Genomic DNA, 24,967 nt, shown 5'->3' with positions numbered 1-24,967 from the left:
GGCCCAGGATTCTGGAATGGACGAAACGAGCGGACGGTACTGCGAGTCCTTTCATCACGCGATCGAGCTGCTGGGGCGCCGCTGGAACGGCGTGATCATCCTTGCCCTGCTGAGCGGAACTGAACGGTTCAACGGCATCCGCGCAGCCGTCCCTGGCCTGTCCGACCGCATGCTCACCGAGCGCCTTCAGCAGCTCGAATGCGAAGGACTTCTGATGCGCTGCGGGGAGCCTGCGGCGGCTCCAAGGTATGTACTCACCGAAAAAGGGCAGAGTCTGCGTCCGGTCATCGAAGCCATCTATACATGGGCAGCGACACTGGACAATTACGCCTAGAAGCCGGAGGCATCTCAGTGATGTCGTCCACGGACTCCTGCGGCTGGTTTAGGGGTTTGCGGAGGAAATAAGCGAAGCGAAGCGCCGACACAAGGCAGCCGTTGTCCATGCAGTGCGCTTGTTCACCTCCACAATATCGACGCCGCACCCAGCAAATGCCAGGTCAGGCCGGCCCCGCAGGGCAGTCTCGGGAAGTTCGGGGCTCAGTGATATCGGGTCGTGCCGGAAACATGGTTCAGGCGTTCATGGGGCTTACCAAGAGCTATGAAGAAAATTCGGGGCGGTCAGCAAAACTGCGCCCCGAGGCGATATGCGGGTGCCAGAGCTTTGTTGTCGGCATCCTTTTCCAGCTCTGATCTTTCTGGCCTGCGGTTTCCGGTCCCATTAGGATCGTGTCAAGACGAGCCTGGGGCGGATGAATAGATGGAACCGATCGTGGTTGAGGGCGGCAAAGCCACCGTGGCGCTCGAGAACAACGAACTCATTCATCTTCTCTGGAAGCCCAAAGTCAAAATCGACGCCGCCGACGCCAGAGCCGCCTTGGCGGCCGTAAACACCATTGCGCAAGAATCGAAATACCCACTGCTCGTGAACATGGCCGCCACTGAGTCCCTGAGCCGCCAGGCTCGCTCGGTCTTCGCCATTCGATGCGCCGCTTCACGCATCGCCTTGCTGGGCACCAGCCCAGTGGACCAGGTACTCGCCACTTGGTCCCTTGGCGGCTCACAAAACTATCCCTGCCCGACACGCTTCTTCACGTCCAGAACCGAGGCCATGAAATGGCTGCTCCATTAGGCCTTGATGGCCCGGCAGGACTCCACCTTGATGCATAGGAAACTCACGGTTCGGCAGGGGGCAGGAGATAATGGCCGGATCGGGGATGGGCTGCCCGTAACCAGGACCTCCTGCCCGCTCCTGGCAACTATTTCCGGAGGCAGCTGTGATCACTGATGCTGGCACGGTGACTTTCACAACGTCGGCGGCAGCGGTGATGTGCCTGCAGACGGACCAAATGAGGTCGATGGCTATGACCTCCGCGGCGCCGGCTTCTGCAGGGCATGCCAGTGACACAGCCTCGCCTGTGATGGCCGACTCGCTGCACTCACAGCCTGAGCGTGCCTGCTGCTTTGAGCAGGAAGACACACCGCAAGCCATAGCCCAGCCTACCGGTCTTACCCTGACCCCGCGTCTGATGCACTGGTGCAACTGACGAACAAGCTCAAGAAAGACTTCCTGGGCAGCGGGGACACTCCGGGTCAAGTGATAGCTACCTATGCGGCGGCCCACGGACAAACCCCGCGGAGTTGAACCGCCTGGGCCGGGAACGGATCGCCCGCTCATTGTGGTGTATCGACGCCTCTCGCCGGGAGGGACTACCGACCGACGGGGAGAAGCCATTTTCCAGATAGGTCGGGAACTATTTTCCAGATAGGTTCTGTGGAGGGGGCGTGGGATCGGGGTGTTCGCGGAGGTAGGTGTTCAGGGTTCGGGAGAGCTGGCCGAGGACTTCGGAGGTGTTCCGTGCCTCGGTTTCTGGCCAGCTGGCAAGGGCGCTTCGTAGCAGCACTGACCGGTTGTCCCCGGCTTCTTGCAGCTCGGCGAATCCTGCCGGGGTGAGCGTGATCAGCTGTGAGCGTCCGTCCTTGGGGTCGGGGCGGCGGACGGCGAGACGGCGCTCTTCGAGGTCGGCGATGTGGCGGCTCAGCACGGGGGCGCCGACCCCGAGGTCCGTGCAAAGGTCCCGGGCCCGGCATTCACCTGACTCGGCGATCATGCGCATTACAGTCTGCAGGGCCGCGCCCGGCCGGCCAGGCCTCATGCTGGCGACGGTCAGGCGCCGCAAAACCCGCTGGAGGGTAACAATATTTTCTTCCAGGGCCGCAACGGTTGCCTCCTGCAATGTCATGGTGCTCTCGCTTCCTTTCGGGAGGCCCGGATGGTGGCCTGAGCTGGTTCATTGAGGGCCGGTTGTCGGGGGCCACGTTCGGCAGGCTGGAGACATCGCGTCAGGCGCTTGTGCTGGCCAGTTCACGGGCTGAGGGCCGTGATACTCCGGCCGCGGCGATGTCGTCCACGGTAAACCGGCCCGGGCCCTTGGCGCGGACCAGATTCATTGCCGTCTCCCCGCAATCGCGTTGCGGATCGCGGTTCGGAGCGCACTGTGTCCGAAGAAGCACTCATGGGAAAAAGCCTACCCGCAGCTTTGCACGGAGTGCAAAACCTGCGGGCAGGGTGTGGCAGTTGGATTTACCGACCGGAGCTGGCCGCCTGGGCGGGGGCATCGTCTTCGCATCGTCGGCGGTAATCAAGATGTTGCCCTCGGAAATCGATTCTGACAGCACGTCATGCTCCACCGCGGTGGCCAGCGGCTTCTCCGTGACAAAGCACAGTAGTACGGGCGATCAGCGTCAGGGGAACCATCCAAATGAAGAAGGGTGCCAGGGCGTCGTTATAGGAGGAGTTGATGGCCTCCTTGATTGGTGCCCGCGGGGTGTTGACTACTGCAGGCGATCGGCATCCAGTTGTACCGTCCGGTTTTGGGCACCAGTTGACCCGATACGACCGAGGCGACGAGCAGGGCTCCCATCATCGAAATCATCAGCAGCCCCGAATCGGTGGCGTTGACGCTGAAGGCCATCTGAAGATACGTCGGAAGGCAGCCGATATGGCGCCGACCATCGCCACACCTATCAGCGGGCCGGCGTTGGTGGCCATGGTCTCCGGCAGTGCCCTATCAGTCCGCGCGGTTGTGCCGACGCGGCACAAACGCGCGCACGACGGCATCAATGGGTGCGCGCACGTCCGCATCCGGGTCTACAGTCATCCGCTGAATAATCATTCCTTCGCCGACTGCGGTGATGGCAGTCGCCGCCCCGGCAGGATCATGGGCTCCGAGGCTCTCCATCGAGGTTTCGATGAAGGATCGGATGTACGCACGTCCGGGGAGCAGGGGGCGGCGGACGTCTTCGTTGTGCGTACCTTCGAGGAAGAGCACATACCGGGCAACGGTCCGGGGCCTGGATGCTGTGGTGGCGGCTTCAATGCAGTGGGCCAGCAGAGCGACAAAGGCGCCAACATTAGCCGGCGGGCTTGGCCGCCGAACCAGAACAGCCAGGTCCTGGTCCTGGTCCGCAAGCCACTCAACCACACCGGTCAGGAGCGCGGCGCGAGTGCGGAAATAGTTCGATGTCGAACCTTTAGGAACCCCTGCGGCCACATCAACCCTGATATGTGTGAGCGCCTTCAGGCCCTGTGTGCCAAGCAGCTCTACGGCAGCATCCAGGATCCGTGCACGAGTGAACATACTCCATACTACTTATGTAGTGACTGGGTGGCACTGCTGATAGCGGCGGCATCGTTCAGCTGCTGTTGCTGCTCGTCCGTCCTCTCGATACGCAAGCTGCGTCGAACAAAGACCCGGGCAGCTCATGGACCCTGAACCGACGAACAGCCAACCACCGACCGGAGCCTGCTGCCACCGGCATGGAGCGGCGCCACTCCTGCCGTGCTGAAGCCCGAATGTTCAGTTCGATGAAGCCGTCCGCAGCTTTTTGGTAAGGCTCCCATTAGTTGAGCCACCCTTGCTGAAGTGGCTGGTGCCTGCAGCTATGGGAGCGTGGACTAGCGGTCGCCCGCCGGGAAGCGGTTCAGGTTTCCTTGGGGAAGCCGGAAATTCCCTGCCAGGCCAAGCTGTAGATGAGGCCGCTGGCCGTCTTGAGGTTCAGGTTTCCGTTGGTCTCCAACCAATAGCGTGCGCTTACCTGGGTTAAGCCTGCCAGCCCTCTGGCCAGCAGTTCTGCCTCTGCTACCGGTAGTTTTGTATCTTCGTTGATGGCCCGGGCAATGGCACCGGCAAAGGCGTTGTTGAATGTCTCAAGGCGCGAATTTACGTCAGGGTCGTTTATGAGGCCGGATTCAAAGACGAGGCGGTGGGCCCGGTTGTCACTGTCGATGAAGCGGTAGAACGCATGTATGGCTGCCTGTACCCTTTCCTTATTGTCCTTCGTGGAGTTGAGGGTTCGCAGCAGGAGATCGGTCAAGGTACTGAGGTTGATGTCCAGCAGCTCTATGTAGAGCTCCCGCTTGGAGGGAAAGTGCTGGTAGAGTACCGGCTTGCTTACTCCGGCCGCCCGGGCAATTTCATTCATGCCGGCGCCGTGATAGCCCCTATCTGCGAACACTTCCTGAGCCGCACTTAGGAACTGCGTGCGTGTTTCGTCCCGGGACAGTTTGTCCCGTCCGTGATTGGAATACTGCGGGCCACCGCCGGATGGTTGAGCGTCCATTGCATGACCGGTCACTTCCTGCCTTCTTTCCGGAGTCGCTTCGCTTTATACATTTGGGCTAAGCAGGCCGGCGCTGTGCTTCCTCGCCGATGCCGCAGCATTGGTAGCCTCGCTCTTTTGGCTTACTGAGGCTTTCCCACTCCGGAGGCCACCACGAACGTTGGTTGGTTGCCCAGGGAAGAACAACCGAGACGCTGAGTCCCCTGCCTCCCTGGGGCTTGTCCTGCCTGCTACGGCGACCCGACAGTTCGTAGCCTGAAAAACTGTCGGGCTCCCTGCCGCGTCCGGCGCAGGGAAGTCCGGCGGTTTTTCCAAACAGCGGCAGGGCATTGTCCGCTTAGTCCCGCGGCTGCGGGAAGGGGCATGGATCATGCGTTACGGATCCAATCTTTTCCAGCGGTCCCGCGACGCAACATGCCCACAGGAGACCTGCTGCAGGGCAGAAAAGGTGCCTTCCTGAGCGACAGCGGCCTGGGGCAATGTTCAAGGCGGCACCTGAGATCCTGCTCAGTCGCGTGTGCTGACCAGTACAGGGGCTGACGGTCCGGTGGCGGCGGGGGCGGCCGGTAGTTTGGCGCCTTCGACGTCGACGTCGGGCAGGATGCGGTCCAGCCAGCGGGGGATCCACCAGGCTTTTTCGGCGAGGAGGTGCATCGCTGCGGGGATGATGGTCATCCGGATCAGGAATGCGTCGACCAAAACGCCGAAGGAGAGGCTGAACCCGATCGGGCGGACCATGGTCAGTCCGGAGAAGATGAACCCTGCGAAGACGGCTGTCATGATGATCGCGGCGGCGGTCACGACGCGTGCACCGTGGCTGAAGCCGGTCCGGACGGCGGTCCGGGCGTCTTCTCCGTGGATGTGGGATTCGCGCATGCCCGAGACCAGGAAGACCTGGTAGTCCATGGCCAGGCCGAACAGCACGCCGATGAGGATGATCGGCAGGAAGCTCAGGACCGCCGCCGGGTTGTGGACCCCGAAGATCTCGCCGAGCCAGCCCCACTGGTAGACGGCGACGATGGCGCCGAAGGTCGCTGCCATGGAGAGCAGGAACCCGCCCGTTGCCAGCAGCGGGACCAGGATGGAGCGGAAGACCAGCAGCAACAGCACCAGGGAGAGTCCGATGACGACGCCCAGGTACAGGGGAAGGGCGTTGAACAGTTTCTCGGAGACGTCGATGTTGGCTGCTGTCTGGCCGGTCAGGCCGATGCTCACCCGGGTGTCCGTTTCGATGTCTGCGGCGGCGCTGCGCAGGTCCGCGACGACCTGTTCGGTACTGGCGCTGGCCGGCCCCTCGGCCGGGATGACCTGGAAGATCGCGGTCCGGCCGTCCTCGCTGAGGAGGGCGGGCAGGGCGGCGGTGACGTTTTTTACGTCCCGGAGCCGGTCCGCGACGTCGTACTGCAGTTTCTCTGATTCGGCGGCGCTTAGCCCTTCGGGGAGTTTGCCGACGGCGATGATCGGGCCGTTGACGCCTTCGCCGAAGGACTCGCCAAGGGTGGAGTAGGCCTTGTAGGCGTCGGAGTTCACCGGCTCGGTGCCTCCGTCGGGCAGGGCTACCCGGAGCTGGGCCGCCGGAAGGGCGGTAATGGCCAGTGCCAGGACCGTCACGGTGAGAACGATGATGGGATGGCGGGTGACGAACGCGCCCCAGCCGTGGCGGCTGTGTTCCTGGTCCTCGGCTTCTTCCAGGGCTTCGGCCGATGTCCCGGCCCGGGTCGCTTTCTCGGCAGCGGCGGCAGCCGCGGCACGTGCCTTGTCCCATGCCCGTTTGGACAGGATTCGGGTTCCGATGAATCCGAGCATTGCGGGGGTCAGGGTCAGGGCGACGAGCACGGCCAGGGCGACGGTGCCGGCACCTGCCAGGCCCATGATGGTCAGGAACGGAAGGCCGGGTACGGCCAGGGCGGCCAGGGCGATGACGACGGTCAGCCCGGCGAACAGCACCGAATTTCCTGACGTACCCGTGGCCCGGGCCACGGATTCCTCCATGGCCATCCCGTGCAGCAGCTGGGTCCGGTGCCTGTTGACGATGAAGAGTGAGTAGTCGATGCCGACAGCGAGTCCGAGCATCAGGGCCAGGAATACCGACACGGATGCCATTTCGATCACACCGGAGAGCGCAAACGTGGCGCCGACACCGACGGCTACGCCGATGATGGCCATCAGCAGCGGCAGGCCGGCAGCGACCAGGGTTCCGAGCATGACGATCAGGACCAGGGCCGCGACGCCCACACCAATGATTTCGGCTGTGCCGAGGACTTCTGAGACATCCTGGGTGATGCTCTGGCTCAGATACACCTCCACCCCGGAGGCGGAGGCAGCCGTGATGGTTTCCTTCACCTCTTCACGGACTTCGGGAGCGACTTCGTAGATCGATTGGGTGAACTGGATCTGTGTGACGGCTGATTTTCGGTCCGCGGACACGGTCCGCATCCCGGCTGAGGCATCCAGCTTGCGCTGGCCTAAGGCCAGAGCTTCCTCGTTGGCGGCGATTTCCTTCGCACCGGCGTCCAGCTGCTCACGGGCTGTTTTCAGCTGGGCGAGGGCCTGGTCCATGCCGGGGACCCCGGCGGCTGCAGCGGCGTCCAACTGGGCCTGCTGCGCGTCCAGCTGCAGGCGGCCTTCAGTGATTTGTTTCCCGGCAGCGTCCAGCTGGGCCTTGCCCTCGGCGAGCTGGGCTGCTCCGGCGTCGATCTGGTTCTGCAGTTCGAAAGGGCTGGCAGCTGACTGGACTTCCGGAATGTCCTTCAGCCGCTCCAGGGCATCTCCGATGGCCTTTTCCTGGTCGGGCGTGAAAGTGCCGGAGGTGGCATGGAAGACCACGGCGCCGCTGCCTCCGGCTGCTTCTGGCAGTTCCTCTTCGAGCTGGTCCAGGACGCGCTGGCTTTCGGTGCCCGGAATGCTGAAGTTGTTGCTCATGGTGCCGTGGAACGCGGCCGCGGCGCCACCGGTGCCCAGCACCACGGCTATCCACAGCGCCAGGACCCACCAGCGGCGACGATAGGCCAACCGGCCCAAGTGGTAAAGCATGGATGCCATGGATTTCAGCCGTTCTGATAAAAGGGGGGGATTAATAGGTTGGACTACAGGGTGAAGCCGTGGCGCAGGTATCCGACCACGTCGACCAGGAGCTGGCGCAGGAGTGTCAGGGACTCCTCGGTAACATCACCGCCGGTGCGGCGGTACCACTGGGACAGTGCGGCTTTCCCTGAGGAGAGCACCGAGCCGACCAGGGCGCTGGCATACAGGGGATCGTGATCCGCTCCCGGGCGCTGACTGATAGCGGTGACCAGCCTCTCGGCGCAGTTCTCCCAGCCTTGGAGCTGGAACCGGTTCATCTGCGCGTCAGTATCGGCCAGGCCGTACACCTCGGCCATCGCGGCCAGGTGGATCGGATCCGCCAGGGCGGTCAGCACCTCGTACATGGACTCGACCAGCGGCTCTTCGGCAGGGCGGGCCAGGAACTGGTCCGCCGCATGGTCCAGGAACTCCTCGATGCTGACCACCAGGGCCGCCTCACGGCTGGGGAAGTAATTGAAAAAAGTCCGCCGTGACACCCCGGCGGCCGCGGCGATGTCGTCCACTGTAAACCGGCCCGGGCCCTTGACCCGGACAAGATTCAACGCCGTGTCCACAATGGCGTTGCGGGTCGCGGTTTTGTTCGCTTCCCATCCGGGCTGGACGGACCGGACCGTGCCCGGAGAAACACTCATGGAAAAAGCCTACCCGCAGGTTTGCACGGCGTGCAAACCTGCGGGCAGGTGTCAGGGACTTTAGCGGCCGGAGCTGGCCGCCTGGGCAGGGGCGTCGTCTTCGGCGTCGTCGGCGGTGATCAGGATGTTGCCCTCGGAAATCGATTCTGACAGCACGTCGTGTTCAACGGCGGTGGCCAGCGGCTTCTCCTTAACAAAGCACAGCAGCACGGTCGCGATCAGCGCCAGGGGAACCATCCAGACGAAGATGGGCGTCAGGGCATCGTTGTAGGAGGAGATGATGGCCTCCTTGATCGGCGCCGGGAGGGCGTTGACTACTGCCGGCGTCAGCGAGTTGGACCCGCCTGGCGCCCCGCCGCCGGCGGCCGCTGCCGGGAGGCGTTCAATCAGCAGGTCGTGCAGGCGGCTCGCGAAGAGGCTTCCCACGACAGCTGATCCCAGGGTGGCGCCGATCTGGCGGAAGAAGTTGTTCGATGCTGTTGCCGTGCCGACCTCCCGCAGCGGGAAGGAGTTCTGGACGATCAGGACCAGGATCTGCATGTTCAGGCCCAGGCCCAGGCCCATGACGGCCAGATAGGCGCAGATCTCCCATAGCGGCTGCTCCGGTTTGAGGGTGGAGAGCAGAGCCAATGCCGCCGCCACGATGACTCCGCCGGCGATCGGCATCCATTTGTACCGGCCGGTTTTGGACACCAGCTGACCCGAGACGACCGAGGCGACGAGAAGGGCGCCCATCATCGGGATCATCAGCAGTCCCGAATCCGTGGCGTTGACGCTGAAAGCCATCTGAAGATACGTCGGAAGGTAGCCGATGGCGCCGAACATCGCCACTCCAATCAGCAGGCCGGCGATGGTGGTGAGGTTGAAGTTGCGGTCCTTGAACAGGTGCAGGGGAATGATCGGCTCGGCCGTGCGGCGTTCAACGAGGACAAAAGCCACGGCCGCCACGATGGTGCCGGCAATCAGAGCCAGGATGATGGGATCGTTCCACTCATACTTGCTCCCGCCCCAGGTGGCAAAGAGCACCAGGCAGGTCGTCGCAACGGCAATCAGCACCATGCCGCCCAGATCCAGACGCGGTTTCCCGCTGCGCCTGGGGAGTTTGAGGAAGAACGCAGCGCCGGCCAGTGCCAGCAGGCCCAGCGGAATGTTGATCCAGAAGACCCAGCGCCACCCCGGGCCCTCGGTGAACCAGCCGCCCAGCAGCGGGCCGGCAACGGAAGAAATAGCGAAAACGCCACCCATGACGCCCATGTATTTGCCGCGTTCGCGGGCCGGAACAACATCGGCGATGATCGCCTGCGACAGGATCATCAGGCCACCTCCACCCAGTCCCTGGATGACACGGGCGGTGATCAGAACACCCATATTCTCTGCCAGCGCGCCGACCACGGAACCGGCCATAAACAGCACGATCGCGGCCATTAAAAGGGCTTTGCGGCCCATCAGGTCGCCCAGCTTGCCGTAAACCGGCATCGTGATGGTTGAGGCGAGGATGAACGCGGTAATGACCCAGAGCATGTCGCTCACACCATTAAGCTCCCCCACGATCGTGGGCAGCGCGGTGCTGAGCACTGTCTGGTTCAGCGCGGCCAGGAGCATGGAAAGCATCAGCCCGACGAACAGCAGGATGATGTGCTGCTTTCCCTCGGCCGTCGCGGCCTGGCGGGCAGGGATGTTAGTCATAAAAGTTTCCTTTGAATTTGGCGAAGAAGGGCCAGGGAGGGATCAAGGTCTTGCGGTCTGAGGCCCCTGACAGGGTCGTAGCCCGCGGAGGTGAGATTGAATCGGACGGGGACGCCGGCGATCATGACAAGCATCCGCGCCGTATCGTCAGCGCCGAATCCCTCGTCTCCGGCAGCCCATGAAGGATCGCTGGCGAGTACGCTGGCCACGGCCTCGCAGACCAGTGCCTCGGCTTTGACCATGTATTCCATCTGACGCTGGGCCAGATGGGGATACGCGGCCATGAGCTGACGGCGTCGGAGCGCGTCAGTGCTCCCCAGAGCCGTCCGCGCCACCGCCACCAGCAGCCGCGAAACCTGCCCTACCAGATCAACGCCGGGGGACATCCGGGACAGCAGCTGCGGATCCAGTACAGGCTCCTGGAGGCCCAGGACGGCATCCTCCTTGGCCCGGAAATAGTTGAAAAATGTCCGGGATGATACGCCGGCACTGTCGGCGATGGCCCCCACCGTCGCGTGCTCAAGGCCACGCTCCAGAGCCAGCGACGCGGCAGCCTCATGGAGGGCAGTCCAGGTTTCGGCCTTCCGACGCTCCCGCAGGGAGGGGGTCGCAGTTTTGGTCATGCATAGATAATTGCATGAATGCATTTTCTGCACAAATGCATACTTGAAATTCCGCGCAGCGATGCGGCGAAGGGCCCGCGAAGCTAGGCCTGATGAACGCCATGGCATGGGCGGCACATCAGTCTTTTGTGTTCTTCAGCACAGGAGCACCAGTAACCGGCTTCCTCGGCAACTTCATCCGTTCATCACCGCTGTCGGACAGGGCGCTGCAATCAGCGGCGCCCTCTCCCGGGACCGCTCCGAATAGCTCGAAGGCCTGCAGATCCTTGCCCTCTCCCCTTGGAACCCAGCCGCGGTGTCAGCCTCCTGGTCCAGGAGCCATCGCCTTCATCGGCCGCCACCCTCCCAACCTGGCGCGCAGCAAGCCGAGACCCATTAACTCCCTCCGCCACGAACAGGCCAGCCGGCGAAGATCAGCAGGATGTGGCGCTTGGACGCCGCATCGGCGCCAGCTACCGGCGCGTTCGGGAGCGTATCGATCGTGGTTTTGGTGCCATGCGGTTCTGGGGTTGCGACGCATCGTTCGTGATGCGGTGGATCAGCTTGATGGACCTGCGCAACAGCTCCGACGTGGAGGCCGCCGGCGAGGCGCTCAACCGCTGACGCATCACGTAATGCATAACGCCGGTGCTCAGGGAGACGACCATGCGCGCCTCGTCTTCGAGGTCTGGATCGGCAGCCCGGTCGCGTCCCTGAGCCTCGTAGCGGGTATGGACGATCGCGACAAACTGCTCCTCGAATTCGGCCATCCGCGCCGTTTGCTTGTTCAGCAGTTCCGGAGTCTGCATGATCACTGTCCGGCGGGCCATGACCACGTCGGCGTCGGGCTCCTGGTCCAGGAGCCACTCCACGACCAACGTCAGGAAGTCTCCCAACACGTCCGTTCCCGCCTTCCGGGCGAAGGCGTCGATCTGCTGATCGGAGGGCAGTGGCGGGATCACCCCGAGGATGACGCCTTCCTTGGAACCGAAGTAATTGAAAAAGGTGCGCTGCGAGACCATGCTGGATTCGCAGATCATGTCTACAGTGATGTTGTCGTAGCCGTGTTCAAGTGCGAGATTGATCGCAGCGCGTTCGATCGCGGCCTGCGTAGCCGCCCGTTTGCGTTCCCGTAACCCGTCTACAGCCATGGTGTGCTCCCTACTCGGAACACGGCGCTACGATCGGGTTGTGCCGGGATGCCCGGCCGGCGGGCAACGTGCGGCCAAGGAACGCGATAAGCATGACCACAGGATAATCCTGCCCACAGAAGGGTGGGCGCGAAATCCAGCATCTGATGTCCTGCAGGTGCGACAGGAGCGTGTCCGCGGGGTCGTTGCCGATCAGCGAACAGACCCCAAGGACACTCGGCGCCCTGCGTCAAAGCAGGCCACGCACGATAGTGCAGTTGGAAGAAATATGCAGTAACTGCACACTCTTCCGCTGGCTGCGCACCGGGTCTAGACTCAAATTCACTTGATCGTGAATGGAATCGACGCCTTCCCGGACCCCCTCCATGCTCTGAGATGAGCGGCCCGCTCGAATCGGGCGAGGCGTCGGCCCCACGGCAGAGGAAAGCCGGCAGGACGGAGAAACCGGCATGAGGATCGTCGTCGATCTCAATAAATGCCAGGGTTACGCACAATGTGCCTTCCTCGCACCGGATGTCTTCACCATCCAGGGAGACGAGGCACTCACCTACGACCCCGACCCCGACGGGACGCAGCGCACCAGGATCCGCCGGGCAGCCGCTGCATGTCCGGTCCAGGCCATCAGACTCGAACACGCGGACGGACAGACCGGGTCGCTGCACCCGGGCACCAAGGCGGGAACACCGGACACGGCCAGGGACGACTGGGAGGGCTCCGAAACGTTCAGGAAGACGGGACGGATCGTCATCGTCGGTGCATCGCTGACTGGGCTGCACGCAGCAGAGCGGCTGCGGGAGGAAGGCTTCACCGGCTCCCTGACCCTGGTCGGGCAGGAACCGCACCAACCCTACGACCGGCCGCCCCTCTCCAAACAGCTGTTGTCCGGGTCCGCGCGGTCGGACGATACAACACTGCCACGCCGCCGCGACATCGACGCCGACTGGCGGCTGGGCGTAGCGGCCACGAGTCTGGACCTGGCCGCGAAGCAGCTTCACCTCGCCGACGGCGCCCGGATCGGATTCGACAAGCTGTTGATCGCCACCGGCCTGCGCGCCCGACCCTGGCCCAACGCAGCGGAGGCAGCCCTGAGAGGAGTGCTCACGCTGCGCACGCGGGAGGATTCAGCGAAGCTGCGCGACCTCCTCGCCCGGGGGCCACGCAGGGTGCTGGTCATCGGCGCGGGGTTCATCGGGTGCGAGGTCGCTTCCGTGTGCCGTGAACTCGGCCTGCAGGTCACCGTCGCGGAGGCCGGCCCGGCACCGCTCGTTGCCGCCCTCGGCGGGGTGATCGGCACAGTCGCCGGGGAGCTGCAGCTCGAGAAAGGTGTGGATCTGCGCTGCGGTGTCCGGGTCCTGACCCTTGAGGGTGACGCCACCGGGCAGCTGCGCCGGGCCGTCCTGTCCGATGGCACTACGCTGGAGGTGGACGTGGCGGTCGCCGCGCTCGGCGCCGTCCGCAATGTCGAATGGTTGGAAGATTCAGGCCTGGCCTGCGGCGTATGGGGCGTCGCATGCGACACCGGTTGCCGCGCCTTCGACGCGAACGGCCTGGTCACCGATGACGTCTTCGTCGCCGGCGACATAGCGCGCGCCCCGCAGCCGATGTACGGCTATCAGTACCTCGCCGTCGAGCACTGGGGCAACGCCATCTCCCAGGCCGAGGTCGCGGCGCACAACATGGTCAGCCGCGAGACGGAACGGTGGCCGCACCTAGCGATGCCAAAATTCTGGTCCGTCCAGTTCGGCACCGAAATCAAGAGCGTCGGCGTGCCTTCGGTCGCCGATGAGGTAGCCATCGTCCAGGGATCGGTGGCCTTGAAACGTTTCGTCGCTGTCTATGGCTACAAGGGGCGTATCGTTGCGGCCGTCGCCTTCAACCAGAACAAATGGCTCGAATTCTACGAACCGCTGATTGAGCAGGCCGCCCCCTTCCCGCCGTCGTTTAGCCACGTCGACGAGTCAGCCGATGCCCGGCCCGTGCCGGCGAAGTTCCGGCCAATAACCAGCCCCACCCAGGACGCGACAGTCGTCGTGACCGGTCACGATCCCAATGAACGCCGCGCCAGATTAACCCGCCTCGCCGCCGGTGACATGCCGTCGCGAAGGACCGCAGAAACCGCGTTCCACGAATAAAGGAGCCTCCACCATGAGCCAGGCCACCCTCTGGGAGCAGATCCTCGATCCCTCCAACAGGGCAAACCCCTACCCGTTCTACGCGGAACTCCGCAAGAATCCGGTGACAAAGCTTCCGGACGAAAGCTACGTCGTCAGCACTTACGCGGAGATCGCCGCCCTGCTGCATGACCCGCGGGTAAGTTCTGACCTCAGCCGCAACCCGGCTGCCGCTGCCGCAGCCGCTGGCGCCGCCGGTGACGATGACGACGACGGGGGCATCCTGGGCATGACTCCGACGTTCCTGAGCATGGATCCGCCCGACCACGACAAATTCCGGCGGATCGCCATGCGCGACTTCGGACCGCCCACGACGCCGGGCCGGGTCGCCGGAATGGAGCCAAGGATGACGGAAATCGTCACCGAACTGATCGACAACATGGCTGACCGCACCAGGATCGACGTCGTCGATGACCTTGCGTATCCACTGCCCGTCACCGTGATCTGCGAACTTCTCGGCGTCCCCCCGGGCGACGAACAGCGTTTCCGGGTCTGGGTGGACGTTGCCCTGCAATCCACGGATCCCGGCCTCGATCCGGAAACACAACAAAAGAAGAGGGCTGAGGCCGGCAAGGAACTGCGCGCATTCATGGAAGAACTAGTCGAGGCCCACCGGCAGGCACCAGGCAATGACATGCTCTCGGCGATGGCCACGGGCGACGGCCCGGAAGGCCGCATGCCCGCCGACCAGTTGGTCAGCACCGGGCTTCTCCTGCTCATCGCAGGACACGAAACCACCGTGAACCTCATCTCCAACGGCGCGCTGACACTGCTACGCCACCCGCAGGAGCTTCAGAAACTGCGCAACGATCCCGACCTGGCCATTCCGATGGTCGAGGAGCTGCTGCGCTACGAGCCCCCGGTACATTTCCTTCCCTTCCGCACAGCCCTCGACGATATCGACGTCGCCGGCACGACCATTCCCGCAGGCGCCTCCATCACGATGCTCCTGGCCGCAGGCAACCGTGACCCCGCACACGTCACCGACCCCGACCTGTTCATCCCGGACCGACCCAACAACCAACACCTCGGCTTTGGCAGCGGCATCCACATCTGCTTCGGCGCACCCCTCGCCCGACTCGAAGCCCAAATCGCCCTCACCGCATTCGCCAGCAGACTGAAGAACCCGCGGCTGGTCGCCGACCCACCACCCTACCGACCGAGCCCTTTCCTGCGCGGACCTTCGCACCTGCCGGTCGACATTGACGGCATTGCCGCGGCAACCAAGACGGCCCACTCCACCGCTGACACATAAAGCGTCCGGCATTTCAGCCGGAATCGTGCTATCCATCGCACTCGATGCAGTACGAGTGGCCTTCTTTTCGCGCGCGAGCTGGGACCGGCGCCGGAACAGGAAACAGAAGCAACAGGTGAGCCAGTCCCCGGCCTTGGGGTGACATGAACGATGAGTTCCTCGCCGACGAACTCGCGGCCGGGGTCATGGCCTCACCGAGCGCGGGCGGATACGTCCAGCTCCCGGAGGGGTCGCCGACGTCCAGTCGGGTGTTCCAGTCGACCTCGTCGAAGCCAAGGCGTGGTCAGCAACGGATTCCGACCACCAATGAAAATAGCTGCAGCATCCCTTACAGCTTCACATCGACGTCGAACTTATCCGCTGGCCGGCCTGTCAGTGCAGCGGCCGCCGCCTGCACTGCCTGAGGAATGTCCTCAAAAGCTTTCGCATACGCCTCTAGACCGGGCAGCTCAAGGACCTCCAAGGCAAGCCACCCATCAGCAGCCGATCTAATCCGTGTTGTGAGCTTCATCCTGCACAAATCCCGTCTGTCCTGCCTTCATAGAGCAGGGTATCGAAGCGGAAACTTCGTCCCTAAAGCCCTCCACCCGCACTAAGGGCGTTGATGCAGCCGATGGTCGTCCACATACTCGAAGTCGACCAGGACGCCATCGAGGAACTCGAATCAGTCATCAGGAGACGAACCCTCCACTTGATTGAGGCTGCGGTTGACTGTACCGCGAAGACCTGGGACGCGTCCCCCGGCTCGTACAACGTTCTGTGCTGCGCTCCCTCCAAAACGTCTTAAAACGGCACGGACTCCGGTAACGACAAGCGGAGCAAGGAACGTCGGTTCGCCTGAGGGAAGTTCAAAAGCTTGCATGCCTACATGTCGTCACTTCTTATGGCACACGCTTATCCACGGGTATTAGGCAAAAAACCTTCTTAGTGTTTAAGAGAATGAGTGTAGAAGGATTAGCGCCCACCTTATGCAGGGTTGGTACCCCTGACTAATCCATGCTTGTAAAGCACGAGACAAGTCATCGGAGATACTACGGGGCATAAGAGCCCCGTGTATCCCACGGCTATACACTTCCGTTCCCCCTTCCCGCATCATTCGTAGCGCAGGGAATCGATGGGGTGCTGCTTCGCGGCCTGCCTGGCGGGCAGGGTCCCGGCCAGGAAAGCGATCGCCATAATCAACAGGATCACCCCGGCCACGGTGACAGGCTCGAAGAGCATGATCGTCAACCCCGGCAACCCGGAAAGTGCCCCGCCGGCCAGTAGGGAGCTGATCGTGGATCCGAGGGCCACGGCAGCGGCGGCGCCAATCGCGCTGCCAAGGAAACCGATGACGACGGCCTCGAGGCTGAACAGGGTAAAAATCCTTCCCCCGCTCATGCCCATGGCCTTCATCAGTCCGATCTCCCGGGTGCGTTCCTGCACGCTCATCAGCAAGGTATTGATGATCCCGAAGCCTGCCGCTACCAGGGCGATCACGGCGAAAGCGTTAAGAATTCCGACGATACCGTTGATGACGGTCTGGACCATTCCGAGTTGATCCTCGATGGTTTGGGCGGTGAACCCGTCCGCTTCGAGGGAGGACTTGAGCGCATCAACCTCTTCACCGGGCAGGGATGTGTCGAAACGGGCAATGACAGCGGCATAACCGGGCGTCCCGCTGTCGATACCGGCGGACTGGACCCCTGAGAGCTCTGCAAGCAGGGCCTCGTTCATGCTTGCCCCGGAAGCCAAAAGACTCTCCCTGGAGACGCCAACCACGGTTGCCTCCACTGTGTCCTGTTTCCCGAGCACATCAGTGATGCCCAACTGGACAGCCGACCCGATGGTTTCTTCGGCGGAGCCGAAGCCCAGCGGCGCCACGTACGTGGTGGGAATGACAATCTGGTACTCCTCGGAGGCCCGGTCAAGCTGCTGACCGGCCTCGAGATCAGCACGGGCGATGCTGCCCACCCGGTTCGCCGTGAACTGGTAAGCGGTTCCACCCTCACGCGCGATGTAATCCGGGGCGACCAGGCGCAACGGGTCCGCACCAACGACGCCGGCCGTGCTCCGTATCGTCTTGAGGTCCTCATCGGTCAGCGGATCACTCTGACGGGGACCCGGCACGCGGGCACTGCGGGCGGCCTCCGGGTCGTACACCTCCGGTCGCTCGCCCGAGGCGGTGTCCCCGGTAGCCTTCTGGACGAAGAGCATGTCCTCTGACCCCATGGCCGAGACCTGCTTGTCCACGTAGTCCGAAACCCCTGCACCGACCGCGTTGGTGATAGTCAGGGTGAAAGCTCCCACGAAGATCGCCAACACAGTCAAAGTGGTGCGCAACTTGGAACGAAACGTGTTGGCCACCGCTGAGGAGACCAGGTCAGGGGCGTTCACACCTGCCTCCCTACAGCCGCACCATCGTGCGTTGACCGGCTCGTGCGCTCGATCAGCCCGTCTCGGAGGAATACCTGCCGGTCGCAGCGGGCGGCCAGATCCACGTCGTGGGTTACCACGATGAGGGTGATGCCGTTGTCTTTGTTCAACCCGAACAAAATGTCCTCCACTGTCGCGCCGGTGGCTGTGTCCAGGTTCCCGGTTGGCTCGTCGGCGAAGATGATGCTGGGCTTGTTTATCAGCGCACGGGCGATCACCGCCCGCTGCTTCTGCCCGCCCGACAGATCTGTGGCCTTGTTCGCAGCCTTGTCTGCCAGTTCCAGTTGCTCCAACACCGCCATGCCTGAACGGCGCCGCTCGGAGGGGCTGACTCCCGCGATCTTGAGCGGAAGTACGACATTATCCAACACCGTGGTATTCGGAGTGAGGAAGAACTGCTGAAACACGAACCCGAACTCCCGGTTACGCAAAGCGTTCAGTTGCTTCGCCGATAACTCCCGGGCGTCCGCCCCGGTGACCCGCAAAGACCCGGCGTCCGGCTCGTCCAAAAGAGCGAGGATATGCATCAGCGTGGACTTACCCGAACCACTCTTCCCGACAATGGCCACACTCTCCCCCGCAACGATCTGAAGGGACACGCCCTTCAAAGCGTCGAAACGCGACAACCCCGCACCATAGGACTTGGTGATGCCTTCGGCATCAATCACGAAACGGCCGCTCACTGCCCGTCTCTCCTCATATCACTCCACCTTCTCAAAGCACCCCGCCCTATGCAGTCACTGCATATTTCGCTTTATTCACTGCAACCTACGGACTGTTCCTGACAATGGGCTGTGAACCCCTTTCGCGCCACCTGCCGAGCTGTATGGGTGGATGCTGGACCATAGCCAATGAAGTGTTCAAGACAGGAAGGGCTTGCACCGCGCTGCCCCTCGGACAACTGGCCCCGTTGTGCCGCCGCCCGCTGAACGATGGGAGTCGATGAGGATGCCGGCACGAGCAGATGGATGGGAGGAAACACGAGGACCCAGCACCTGAGATCATCCGGGCTGCTGCCTGTCTATTTCCGGGATTGTGGCGGCACCAGCGGGTTCCCACTTGCGGAGCTGTGGGACAAGCCGGTCCTAATTCGCCCTAACGCCGTCGGGCCTTGCCGGTTTGCCACCGGCGATCCAGCCAGTAGCCCACAGCGATCAACCCCAGCATTCCGCCGCTGGCGAACCGCTCATCGATCCACACGCCCCGGACCCGCGGGACCCTCTCGGGGAACTCGGACTGCAAGCCTGCAGTACGAGGAAACCCGAAGGCGGCACCCATCGACGCCCAGAAGAAAGCGGGCAATATCGCTCCCATTGCTGTGTTTCGCTGTGGGGCGGAGCCCTTGCGGTTCAACGCGTACAGACCGCCCAGCCCCAGCAGCGCCGCCATGGCGATCGTCTGTGCGTCATGGAACTTCGCGTGCGGGGGCCAGTTCGGGTTGAACAAATGGGTCCGATTCCAGTCGGCCGCGAATCCGCCAATAGCGGTGGCACCAGCGACGATATTGAGAACCTTCCGACCTGCAGGCACTCCCCTGCCCCTTCCCGACTCACTCCTCAACGAGCTGCGCCAATCGAAGCTCCGATTCAAGGCCATACCGAAAACCAAAACCACTGGAGACAGCAACAAAAGCGGCGCAGCCCGACCCATCTGTTTGGCCTTGAACATTACGCCATGCCCCTGCCGCCTGTCTCTAGATCATCTATTTCCGGCGCTGGGACAGGCGAGGCTGGGAAACGATGCCCGGGGGCAGAAGCACCTGGGTCATGCTGTTTTACGAATGAAGACCAGTCCTCCATTGATAAGCCCGCGAGTGCATGGCAAATAGCACACTCGGCTGCGTTCTGCTGCCGCGGTAACCCCCTGTACAGGGCTGTGGCGATCTGCCCATCACCGTTGGGGCTTAGCTGCTAGGACTGAGCCCGTGCTGCTGCGTGGGCCGGAAATGGGGCAAAGTCTCAGGGCCTTCCCTGAGGGTGCCAGGACGGAACGGTTTGGTGAGGTAAGCGGCCGCTCCCGAAGCCAATCCGGAAAAGACATCGTCTTCCTCTGCCCTGCCCGTGAGGAACAACAACGGTGCCGGGCTCAGGGCCTGCAGGGCATGCGCCACCTCCTGCCCATCCATGCAGGCCGTCGTTTAAGTTGTTGACCACGCCCGCCTGGCTCATGGCGGCCAGCTCTCCGCCGCCGGGCGTGAAGCCGAGGCCTAACGTGTCAGCGAATGGTTGCGTACCAGATCAGCAGCATCGTGACGAAGAACCCGGTCACGTAGTTCAGCCACAGGAAGCGTTCCCAGCCGCGGTGGGCGAACTCAGCGTCGTCGTCCTTCAAGGATGCGAACGGGACGATGTTCAGCACGTACGGCAACACCAGGAGGGCTGCCAGCGGGCCGGGCCAGGGGGTGAACAGCATCAGCGCCCCGCCGAGCAGGTAGGCGGCGATGGCGAACCGGACGGTCGCGGAGGCACCGGTGACGGTGGCAATCGAGGCGATGCCTCCTTCGCGGTCAGCGACGACGTCCTGCACCGCCCCGAAGGCCTGGCTCGCTATGCCCCAGAGGAAGAAGGAGCCTAAAAGTGCCCAGAGCGCGGGCGTGAAGTCGGCCTGCGCCAGGACCAGTCCGTAGAGCGCAGGGCTGACGAAGTGGGTGCTGGACGTGGCCGAGTCGAGGAAGGGGCGTTCCTTGAAGCGCAGGCCCGGCGCGCTGTATGCGATCACCGCGAAAATGCTGATGGCCAGCACCAGCCACGACAGGGGTCCGCCGAGCAGCACCAGCACGGCAAGGAACGGCACGTTCGTGGCAACCGCGGCGAGCAGCGTGGTCCTGTGCATGGACCGCTCGAGCACGGCACCTTCCACACCCCCCTTACGCGGGTTCCGGAGATCCGATTCGTAGTCGAACACGTCATTGATCCCGTACATCGCCAGGTTGTATGGAACCAGGAAGTACAGGGTCCCCACGATCCAGGCAAGGTCTATCTGTCCGGCCGTGAGCAGGTAGGCCGCCGCAAACGGGTAGGCGGTGTTCACCCAGGACAGCGGGCGCGAGGAGACCAGCAGGGTGCGGAGGGTCTTCATGGCCGCCGCTTCCGGGAGCGTTCGCCGAGGACAATCCACAGCGATGGCAGCAGCAGCACCGCGGCCACCGGGTAGGCGAAGTCCTCCAGCGGCGCCAGTCCGACGGAGGCGCCTGAGATTCGGTCAGACGAGTAGTTGAAGAGTCCTGCTGCGATCATCAGGTTGTCGAACACGGCCGTCAGCACCAGGACGACGGCGGCGGCGCCACCTGCCGCGGCCAGCACCACTTTGCGTCGGGCAGCAGTCAGCACGCGCACCGCGGCGATGGCCACGGCGAGTGCCACCGTGAGGAACACTGCGTTTAGTGCCCAGTACGTCACGAGCGTTCCTCCGCGTGCTCAGTCCGGCGTGCCCGCATCTCAAGGCCCCGGCGGAACAGCAGGAACAGGTTCATGACCAGATAGCTGAGGAAGACCAGGAAGACGGGCTCCTCCACGGGCAGTTCGGGGGCGAGTTCGATGCCGATCGTCTCGTTGTGTCCGCGAAAGAAAATGCCGAGCCCGATGCCGCCCAGGTCCCAGGCGAGGAAGAAGACCAATCCGGCGGCAAGGACTGCAGCCGCGCGGCGGGCATCATGCCAGAAAAAGAGGCGCAGCCGCTGGTCGAGCAGCACCATGCAGCCCAGCGAGACCAGGAGCAACGACAAGTAGGCTGCAGCGATCATCTGACCGTTTCCTCCCGCACCTTGTCCGGGCGCAGCGGGACCGGCAGCGGTCCTGTGCTCACGTCATGGCGCAGCCGCTTGATGACGAGTTCCGCGCTGATCAGGCACATGGGAATGCCGATGCCCGGAATCGTGGAACCGCCCGCGTAGTAGAGCCCCTGGACTTTCCGGCTGGCATTGCCGGCGCGGAAGAAGGCGCTCTGCCGCAGCGTGTGGGCCGGTCCCAGGGAGGTGCCTTTCCATGAGTGGTAGTCGCGCTCAAAATCGGCAGGCCCGTAGCTGCGGCGCAGGACGATGCGCTCCGCAAGGTCCGGTATGTCGGCCCAGTCGCTGAGTTGTTGGATCACGGCGTCGGCCACGCGTTCGATTTGCTCTTCTCCGCTGCCGCCGAGGCCTGGATCCGCCGGGATGGGCACCAGGACGAAGACGTTCTCATGTCCGTCCGGTGCCACGGTGGGATCGGTGGCGCTGGGCTTGCACACGTACATTGAGGCGGGGGTGGGGATGAAGGTCTTCCGGCCGAAGATGGCCCGGAAGTTTTCCTCCCAGTCGCCGGTGAAGAGGAGGGTGTGGTGCTCCAGTTGGGGCAGCTCACCGCGTACGCCCAGGTACAGGAGCAGGGCGCTGGGCCCGGCGGTGCTGCGCGACCAGTAACGCTGAGGGTAGGTTTGCAGGTTCCGCGGAAGGAGTGTGGTTTCCGTGTGGTGCAGGTCGGCGGCGGAAACAACGATGTCGGCCGCTACTGTATGTTCGGTTCCGTCCCCGGTGCGGTAGCGCACGCCCCGTACCGCCGCGGGACGCCGCCGGGACCCGGTGGATCCGGTGTCGATCGCAAGTACTTCGGCACCTGTCACGATGGTGGCTCCGGTGTCCCGGGCAAGCCTCTCCAGGGCGTCCACAAGCCGGGCGAAGCCGCCCATCGGATAGAGCACGCCGTCGTCGAGGTCCAGGTGGCTCATCAGGTGGTACATGCTCGGCGCAGTGAAGGGCGAGGTTCCCAGGAACACCGCGGGGTACTCAAGGATCTGCTGCAGGCGCGGGTTGGACACGTGGCCCCGGACGTAGCTGTGCAGCGGCTGCAGCAGCAGGCGGCCAAGGCGGGGCAGACGGCCCAGCACGTCCGGCGTCAGCAGCGGGGCGAACGACTCGAATGTGGAGTACAGGAAGCGGCGGGTGGCCATGGTGTAGGTCTCGGCAGCCGAATCAAGATACCTCTCCAGCCGTTCGCCCGCTCCAAGTTCCAGCCGCTCGAAGAGCTCCACTACGCGGCGCCGCCCGGCCGGGACGTCCACGGGTCCAGCGAAGCCCTCCGAAAGGAGCCGGTAGCCCGGATCGAGTTTCACCAGGTCCAGCTGCTCATCAGCTGAGGTTCCCAGCAGCCGGAAGTAGTGGTCAATCACCTCCGGCATCAGGTACCAGGAGGGACCTGCGTCGAACCGGAAACCGTCCTGGCTCCAGGAATGGGCGCGCCCTCCTACCCTGTCCTGCTGCTCAAGCACCGTGACGCGGTGCCCCTCCGCGGACAGCAGCGCGGCAACTGCCAGGCCACTGATGCCGCCACCGATCACGACGGCGGTGCCTCCGGAGGGGACGGGGGGCTTCACGGTGCCTCTACCCGGGCGGTGTCCGGGCTGGAGGGGGCCAGTCCCCGCCTGCCGGTCAGGACTGCGGCGGCGATCTGCACTTTCACCGGGTTTGGCACGCTGACCCGGGCCCGGATCAGCTCCGGCGCGGGGGTGGCGCGGATGCGCCCAGCAAGTTCAGCGAAGAGCTCCTGGGCCAGGGCGACGGCCAGCCGGCTGGAGCGTGGCAGCCGGCGCAGCACTGCGCGGGACTCCTGCAGGTCGTGGTCGATGTCGTCCAGCAGCCGGTTCTTGTGGGCTTCATCGAAGTTGGCCGGCGAGACGCCCGGGAAATAGCTGCGCCCCAGGGAGGTGAAGTCCTCACCCAGGTCCCGCAGGAAGTTGACCTTTTGGAAGGCTGCACCGAGGTGGCGGGCGCCGCGCTCCAGCCGGGCCATTTCTTCCGCGCTCAACGAATGCCCGTGCAGGAAGCACTTAAGGCACATCAGGCCCACCACTTCCGCCGAACCGTAGATGTATGCGGCGAAGGACTCCGGCGTGTGTTCCACCTGGTCGAGGTCTGCCCGCATCGAGGAAAAGAACGGACGGGTGAGGTCCGTTCCGATGCCCGTGCGGCGGGCAGTGTCGGCAAAGGCGTGGACCACCAGATTGGTGCTGTAACCGGTGGCCATGGCCTGTTCGGTCTCGTGTTCGAACCCGTCCAGCCGGCACCGGCTCTCGTCAGGTTCCAGGCCTGCGGCGGACGCCACGCCGTCGACAATTTCGTCTGCAACCCGCACCAGCGCGTAAACGGACTCCACCTGGCGGCGCACGCAGGCCCCGAACAGCCGTGATGCCAGGCCGAAGGAGGTCGAGTAGGACCGCAGCACTACAGCGGAGGACTTCAAAGCCGCACTTGTGTAATCGGCAAGGGGGTCACGGTTCCGGCTCATGCTGGTATCCGTTCAGTGACGACGGCGGAAATGGGCGCCAGCCCGTCGCGTAAGGCCTGTGGCACGAATGGCTGGTCGAGGGCCCGCAGCGCGTGTTCGGTGAGGTCGGCGGCGAGCTGCATGGTCCGGTCGCGGGCACCTGCTTCAATCAGCAGGCCGCGCACTTCCGCCGCATCGGCTGCGGTCAGGTCCGGGCCGGACAGCAGCTCGGCGATCCTTGGCCACTGCGGCTCGGCTGCCGCATGCGAGATGAGGGCAGTGCGTTTGCCCTCGCGCAGGTCGCCCCACCCGACTTTGCCGGTCCGGGATTCATCGCCGAACACGCCGGTCAAATCATCGGCCACCTGGTAGGCAATGCCGATGAAGCGGCCAAACTCCCCCAGCGCCGCCACCAGCCTCTCGTCAGCGCCGGCAAGGACAGCACCGGCCAGCAACGGCGCCTCGAAGGAGTACACGGCGGTTTTCAGGCGTGCCATCGTGAGTACTTCGGCAACGGGCTGGGGCGTGGGGTCGAGGGGGGCAAGCACGTCCAGCAACTCGCCGGCCGCGGAGGCAAAGACGGCTTCGTCGAGAATCTCAGCGAGCCGCTGCCGGGTGAGGAGGTCAACGTCCACCTCGCCCATCAGCCGGTAGGCGTTGGAAAGGGCCAGATCACCGGCAATGACTCCTACCGACATCCCCGTGTGTTCTGCGCGTTCAGGGCTGCTTCCCTGGGCTGCGGCGAGGTTGCGGTAGGTTCCTGAAACATTCGGTACGCCGCGGCGGGCGAAGTCCCGGTCCACTACGTCGTCGTGCACAATCAGCGCCGTATGCAGCAGTTCGAAGGCCGCGGCGACAGTGGCCGCCGTGGCTGTATCATTTCCGTCGAGCAGACGGTAGACAGTCATCACCAGACGGGGGCGGAAACGCTTCCCACCCACTGTGCAGGTTTCCAGGTGTTCCCACATGGCGTGGTAGGCGGGGTGCAGCGCTGCGGCCCGGGCCTTTGACCGGGCGAAAAAGGACGTCAGGACCTCATTGACCAAGCGGCTCTCGGTTGCACTCACCGGTGTGGTCTCCTCATCCATAGGTAAAGTAAACACGGGCGAACCATT

At 63.7% G+C, this 24,967-nt stretch carries 22 protein-coding genes; 4 read left to right on the top strand and 18 right to left on the bottom strand.

Going from position 1 to position 24,967, the window contains the following annotated elements; genetic code table 11:
* Positions 1–16: 16 nt before the first annotated feature.
* Entirely contained in the window at positions 17–334 is a 318-nt protein-coding gene (locus NFU08_RS15450; RefSeq protein ID WP_104443602.1) for a helix-turn-helix domain-containing protein, read from the top strand.
* Between the two features lie 423 nt (positions 335–757).
* On the top strand, positions 758–1,129 hold the full coding sequence (locus NFU08_RS15445) for an STAS/SEC14 domain-containing protein (protein ID WP_104443601.1): 372 nt from the start codon (positions 758–760) through the stop codon (positions 1,127–1,129).
* 622 nt (positions 1,130–1,751) lie between these two features.
* Here NFU08_RS15445 and NFU08_RS15440 read toward each other — a convergent pair.
* The 9 genes from NFU08_RS15440 to NFU08_RS15400 form a co-directional block, all read right to left on the bottom strand.
* Entirely contained in the window at positions 1,752–2,240 is a 489-nt protein-coding gene (locus NFU08_RS15440; protein ID WP_104443599.1) for a MarR family winged helix-turn-helix transcriptional regulator, read from the bottom strand.
* A gap of 543 nt (positions 2,241–2,783) precedes the next feature.
* Entirely contained in the window at positions 2,784–2,972 is a 189-nt protein-coding gene (locus NFU08_RS15435) for an MFS transporter (RefSeq protein ID WP_146088610.1), read from the bottom strand.
* 96 nt (positions 2,973–3,068) lie between these two features.
* Entirely contained in the window at positions 3,069–3,638 is a 570-nt protein-coding gene (locus tag NFU08_RS15430; protein WP_104443598.1) for a TetR/AcrR family transcriptional regulator, read from the bottom strand.
* A 343-nt stretch (positions 3,639–3,981) separates the two neighbouring features.
* Positions 3,982–4,620, bottom strand: a complete 639-nt coding sequence (locus NFU08_RS15425; RefSeq protein ID WP_104443597.1) for a TetR/AcrR family transcriptional regulator — start codon at positions 4,618–4,620, stop codon at positions 3,982–3,984.
* A gap of 507 nt (positions 4,621–5,127) precedes the next feature.
* On the bottom strand, positions 5,128–7,662 hold the full coding sequence (locus tag NFU08_RS15420; RefSeq protein WP_104443596.1) for an MMPL family transporter: 2,535 nt from the start codon (positions 7,660–7,662) through the stop codon (positions 5,128–5,130).
* Positions 7,663–7,706: 44 nt separating this feature from the next.
* Positions 7,707–8,336, bottom strand: a complete 630-nt coding sequence (locus NFU08_RS15415) for a TetR/AcrR family transcriptional regulator (protein WP_104443595.1) — start codon at positions 8,334–8,336, stop codon at positions 7,707–7,709.
* 60 nt (positions 8,337–8,396) lie between these two features.
* Positions 8,397–10,022: an MDR family MFS transporter gene (locus NFU08_RS15410; RefSeq protein WP_104443594.1), complete on the bottom strand. Its 1,626-nt coding sequence runs from the start codon at positions 10,020–10,022 to the stop codon at positions 8,397–8,399.
* Entirely contained in the window at positions 10,019–10,645 is a 627-nt protein-coding gene (locus tag NFU08_RS15405) for a TetR/AcrR family transcriptional regulator (RefSeq protein ID WP_238340858.1), read from the bottom strand. The genes NFU08_RS15410 and NFU08_RS15405 overlap by 4 nt, the downstream gene beginning before the upstream one ends.
* Before the next feature lie 452 nt (positions 10,646–11,097).
* Positions 11,098–11,775 (bottom strand): TetR/AcrR family transcriptional regulator, encoded by a 678-nt coding sequence (locus NFU08_RS15400; RefSeq protein ID WP_104443592.1) that lies wholly within the window; start codon positions 11,773–11,775, stop codon positions 11,098–11,100.
* A gap of 449 nt (positions 11,776–12,224) precedes the next feature.
* Between NFU08_RS15400 and NFU08_RS15395 the strand changes: the two genes are divergently transcribed.
* On the top strand, positions 12,225–13,907 hold the full coding sequence (locus NFU08_RS15395) for an FAD-dependent oxidoreductase (protein WP_104443591.1): 1,683 nt from the start codon (positions 12,225–12,227) through the stop codon (positions 13,905–13,907).
* A gap of 13 nt (positions 13,908–13,920) precedes the next feature.
* Positions 13,921–15,201 carry a cytochrome P450 gene (locus tag NFU08_RS15390; RefSeq protein ID WP_104443590.1) on the top strand — a complete coding sequence of 427 codons (1,281 nt, stop codon included), beginning with the start codon at positions 13,921–13,923 and terminating at the stop codon, positions 15,199–15,201.
* A 1,092-nt stretch (positions 15,202–16,293) separates the two neighbouring features.
* On the opposite strand, the gene NFU08_RS15385 is transcribed toward NFU08_RS15390, so the two are convergent.
* From NFU08_RS15385 to NFU08_RS15345, 9 genes are all read right to left on the bottom strand, one after another.
* A complete protein-coding gene (locus tag NFU08_RS15385) occupies positions 16,294–17,577 on the bottom strand; it encodes an ABC transporter permease (RefSeq protein ID WP_104443587.1) in 1,284 nt (427 codons plus the stop codon).
* The gene (locus NFU08_RS15380) at positions 17,574–18,299 is read right to left on the bottom strand and encodes an ABC transporter ATP-binding protein (RefSeq protein WP_251424517.1); all 726 of its coding nucleotides are present in this window, start codon (positions 18,297–18,299) and stop codon (positions 17,574–17,576) included. Before NFU08_RS15380 ends, NFU08_RS15385 begins: the two co-directional genes overlap by 4 nt.
* 412 nt (positions 18,300–18,711) lie before the next feature.
* The gene (locus NFU08_RS15375) at positions 18,712–19,284 is read right to left on the bottom strand and encodes a DUF6640 family protein (RefSeq protein WP_219821792.1); all 573 of its coding nucleotides are present in this window, start codon (positions 19,282–19,284) and stop codon (positions 18,712–18,714) included.
* A gap of 546 nt (positions 19,285–19,830) precedes the next feature.
* A complete protein-coding gene (locus NFU08_RS15370) occupies positions 19,831–20,694 on the bottom strand; it encodes a prenyltransferase (RefSeq protein ID WP_104443585.1) in 864 nt (287 codons plus the stop codon).
* Positions 20,691–21,014, bottom strand: coding sequence for a lycopene cyclase domain-containing protein (locus NFU08_RS15365; RefSeq protein ID WP_104443584.1), 324 nt, complete (start codon positions 21,012–21,014; stop codon positions 20,691–20,693). Before NFU08_RS15365 ends, NFU08_RS15370 begins: the two co-directional genes overlap by 4 nt.
* Positions 21,011–21,358: a lycopene cyclase domain-containing protein gene (locus NFU08_RS15360; protein ID WP_192044166.1), complete on the bottom strand. Its 348-nt coding sequence runs from the start codon at positions 21,356–21,358 to the stop codon at positions 21,011–21,013. Before NFU08_RS15360 ends, NFU08_RS15365 begins: the two co-directional genes overlap by 4 nt.
* Complete coding sequence (gene crtI / locus NFU08_RS15355; RefSeq protein ID WP_104443583.1) at positions 21,355–22,962, bottom strand: phytoene desaturase family protein; 1,608 nt, start codon at positions 22,960–22,962, stop codon at positions 21,355–21,357. The genes NFU08_RS15360 and crtI overlap by 4 nt, the downstream gene beginning before the upstream one ends.
* On the bottom strand, positions 22,959–23,873 hold the full coding sequence (locus tag NFU08_RS15350; protein ID WP_104443582.1) for a phytoene/squalene synthase family protein: 915 nt from the start codon (positions 23,871–23,873) through the stop codon (positions 22,959–22,961). Before NFU08_RS15350 ends, crtI begins: the two co-directional genes overlap by 4 nt.
* Entirely contained in the window at positions 23,870–24,919 is a 1,050-nt protein-coding gene (locus NFU08_RS15345) for a polyprenyl synthetase family protein (protein ID WP_251424515.1), read from the bottom strand. The genes NFU08_RS15350 and NFU08_RS15345 overlap by 4 nt, the downstream gene beginning before the upstream one ends.
* Positions 24,920–24,967: the final 48 nt, after the last annotated feature.

The sequence above is a fragment of the Pseudarthrobacter sp. NCCP-2145 genome (assembly GCF_023708005.1).
Taxonomy (GTDB): Bacteria; Actinomycetota; Actinomycetes; order Actinomycetales; family Micrococcaceae; genus Arthrobacter; species Arthrobacter oxydans.
This window is presented reverse-complemented; position numbering and strand designations above follow the sequence as displayed.

Excerpts from the sequence above, each read along its gene's own strand:
- NFU08_RS15450 (WP_104443602.1), top strand. The coding sequence starts at position 17 with ATGGACGAAACGAGCGGACGGTACTGCGAGTCCTTTCATCACGCGATC.
- NFU08_RS15445 (WP_104443601.1), top strand. The coding sequence starts at position 758 with ATGGAACCGATCGTGGTTGAGGGCGGCAAAGCCACCGTGGCGCTCGAG.
- NFU08_RS15440 (WP_104443599.1), bottom strand. The coding sequence starts at position 2,240 with ATGACATTGCAGGAGGCAACCGTTGCGGCCCTGGAAGAAAATATTGTT.
- NFU08_RS15435 (WP_146088610.1), bottom strand. The coding sequence starts at position 2,972 with ATGGCCTTCAGCGTCAACGCCACCGATTCGGGGCTGCTGATGATTTCG.
- NFU08_RS15430 (WP_104443598.1), bottom strand. The coding sequence starts at position 3,638 with ATGTTCACTCGTGCACGGATCCTGGATGCTGCCGTAGAGCTGCTTGGC.
- NFU08_RS15425 (WP_104443597.1), bottom strand. The coding sequence starts at position 4,620 with ATGGACGCTCAACCATCCGGCGGTGGCCCGCAGTATTCCAATCACGGA.
- NFU08_RS15420 (WP_104443596.1), bottom strand. The coding sequence starts at position 7,662 with ATGGCATCCATGCTTTACCACTTGGGCCGGTTGGCCTATCGTCGCCGC.
- NFU08_RS15415 (WP_104443595.1), bottom strand. The coding sequence starts at position 8,336 with ATGAGTGTTTCTCCGGGCACGGTCCGGTCCGTCCAGCCCGGATGGGAA.
- NFU08_RS15410 (WP_104443594.1), bottom strand. The coding sequence starts at position 10,022 with ATGACTAACATCCCTGCCCGCCAGGCCGCGACGGCCGAGGGAAAGCAG.
- NFU08_RS15405 (WP_238340858.1), bottom strand. The coding sequence starts at position 10,645 with ATGACCAAAACTGCGACCCCCTCCCTGCGGGAGCGTCGGAAGGCCGAA.
- NFU08_RS15400 (WP_104443592.1), bottom strand. The coding sequence starts at position 11,775 with ATGGCTGTAGACGGGTTACGGGAACGCAAACGGGCGGCTACGCAGGCC.
- NFU08_RS15395 (WP_104443591.1), top strand. The coding sequence starts at position 12,225 with ATGAGGATCGTCGTCGATCTCAATAAATGCCAGGGTTACGCACAATGT.
- NFU08_RS15390 (WP_104443590.1), top strand. The coding sequence starts at position 13,921 with ATGAGCCAGGCCACCCTCTGGGAGCAGATCCTCGATCCCTCCAACAGG.
- NFU08_RS15375 (WP_219821792.1), bottom strand. The coding sequence starts at position 19,284 with ATGTTCAAGGCCAAACAGATGGGTCGGGCTGCGCCGCTTTTGTTGCTG.
- NFU08_RS15370 (WP_104443585.1), bottom strand. The coding sequence starts at position 20,694 with ATGAAGACCCTCCGCACCCTGCTGGTCTCCTCGCGCCCGCTGTCCTGG.
- NFU08_RS15360 (WP_192044166.1), bottom strand. The coding sequence starts at position 21,358 with ATGATCGCTGCAGCCTACTTGTCGTTGCTCCTGGTCTCGCTGGGCTGC.
- NFU08_RS15350 (WP_104443582.1), bottom strand. The coding sequence starts at position 23,873 with ATGAGCCGGAACCGTGACCCCCTTGCCGATTACACAAGTGCGGCTTTG.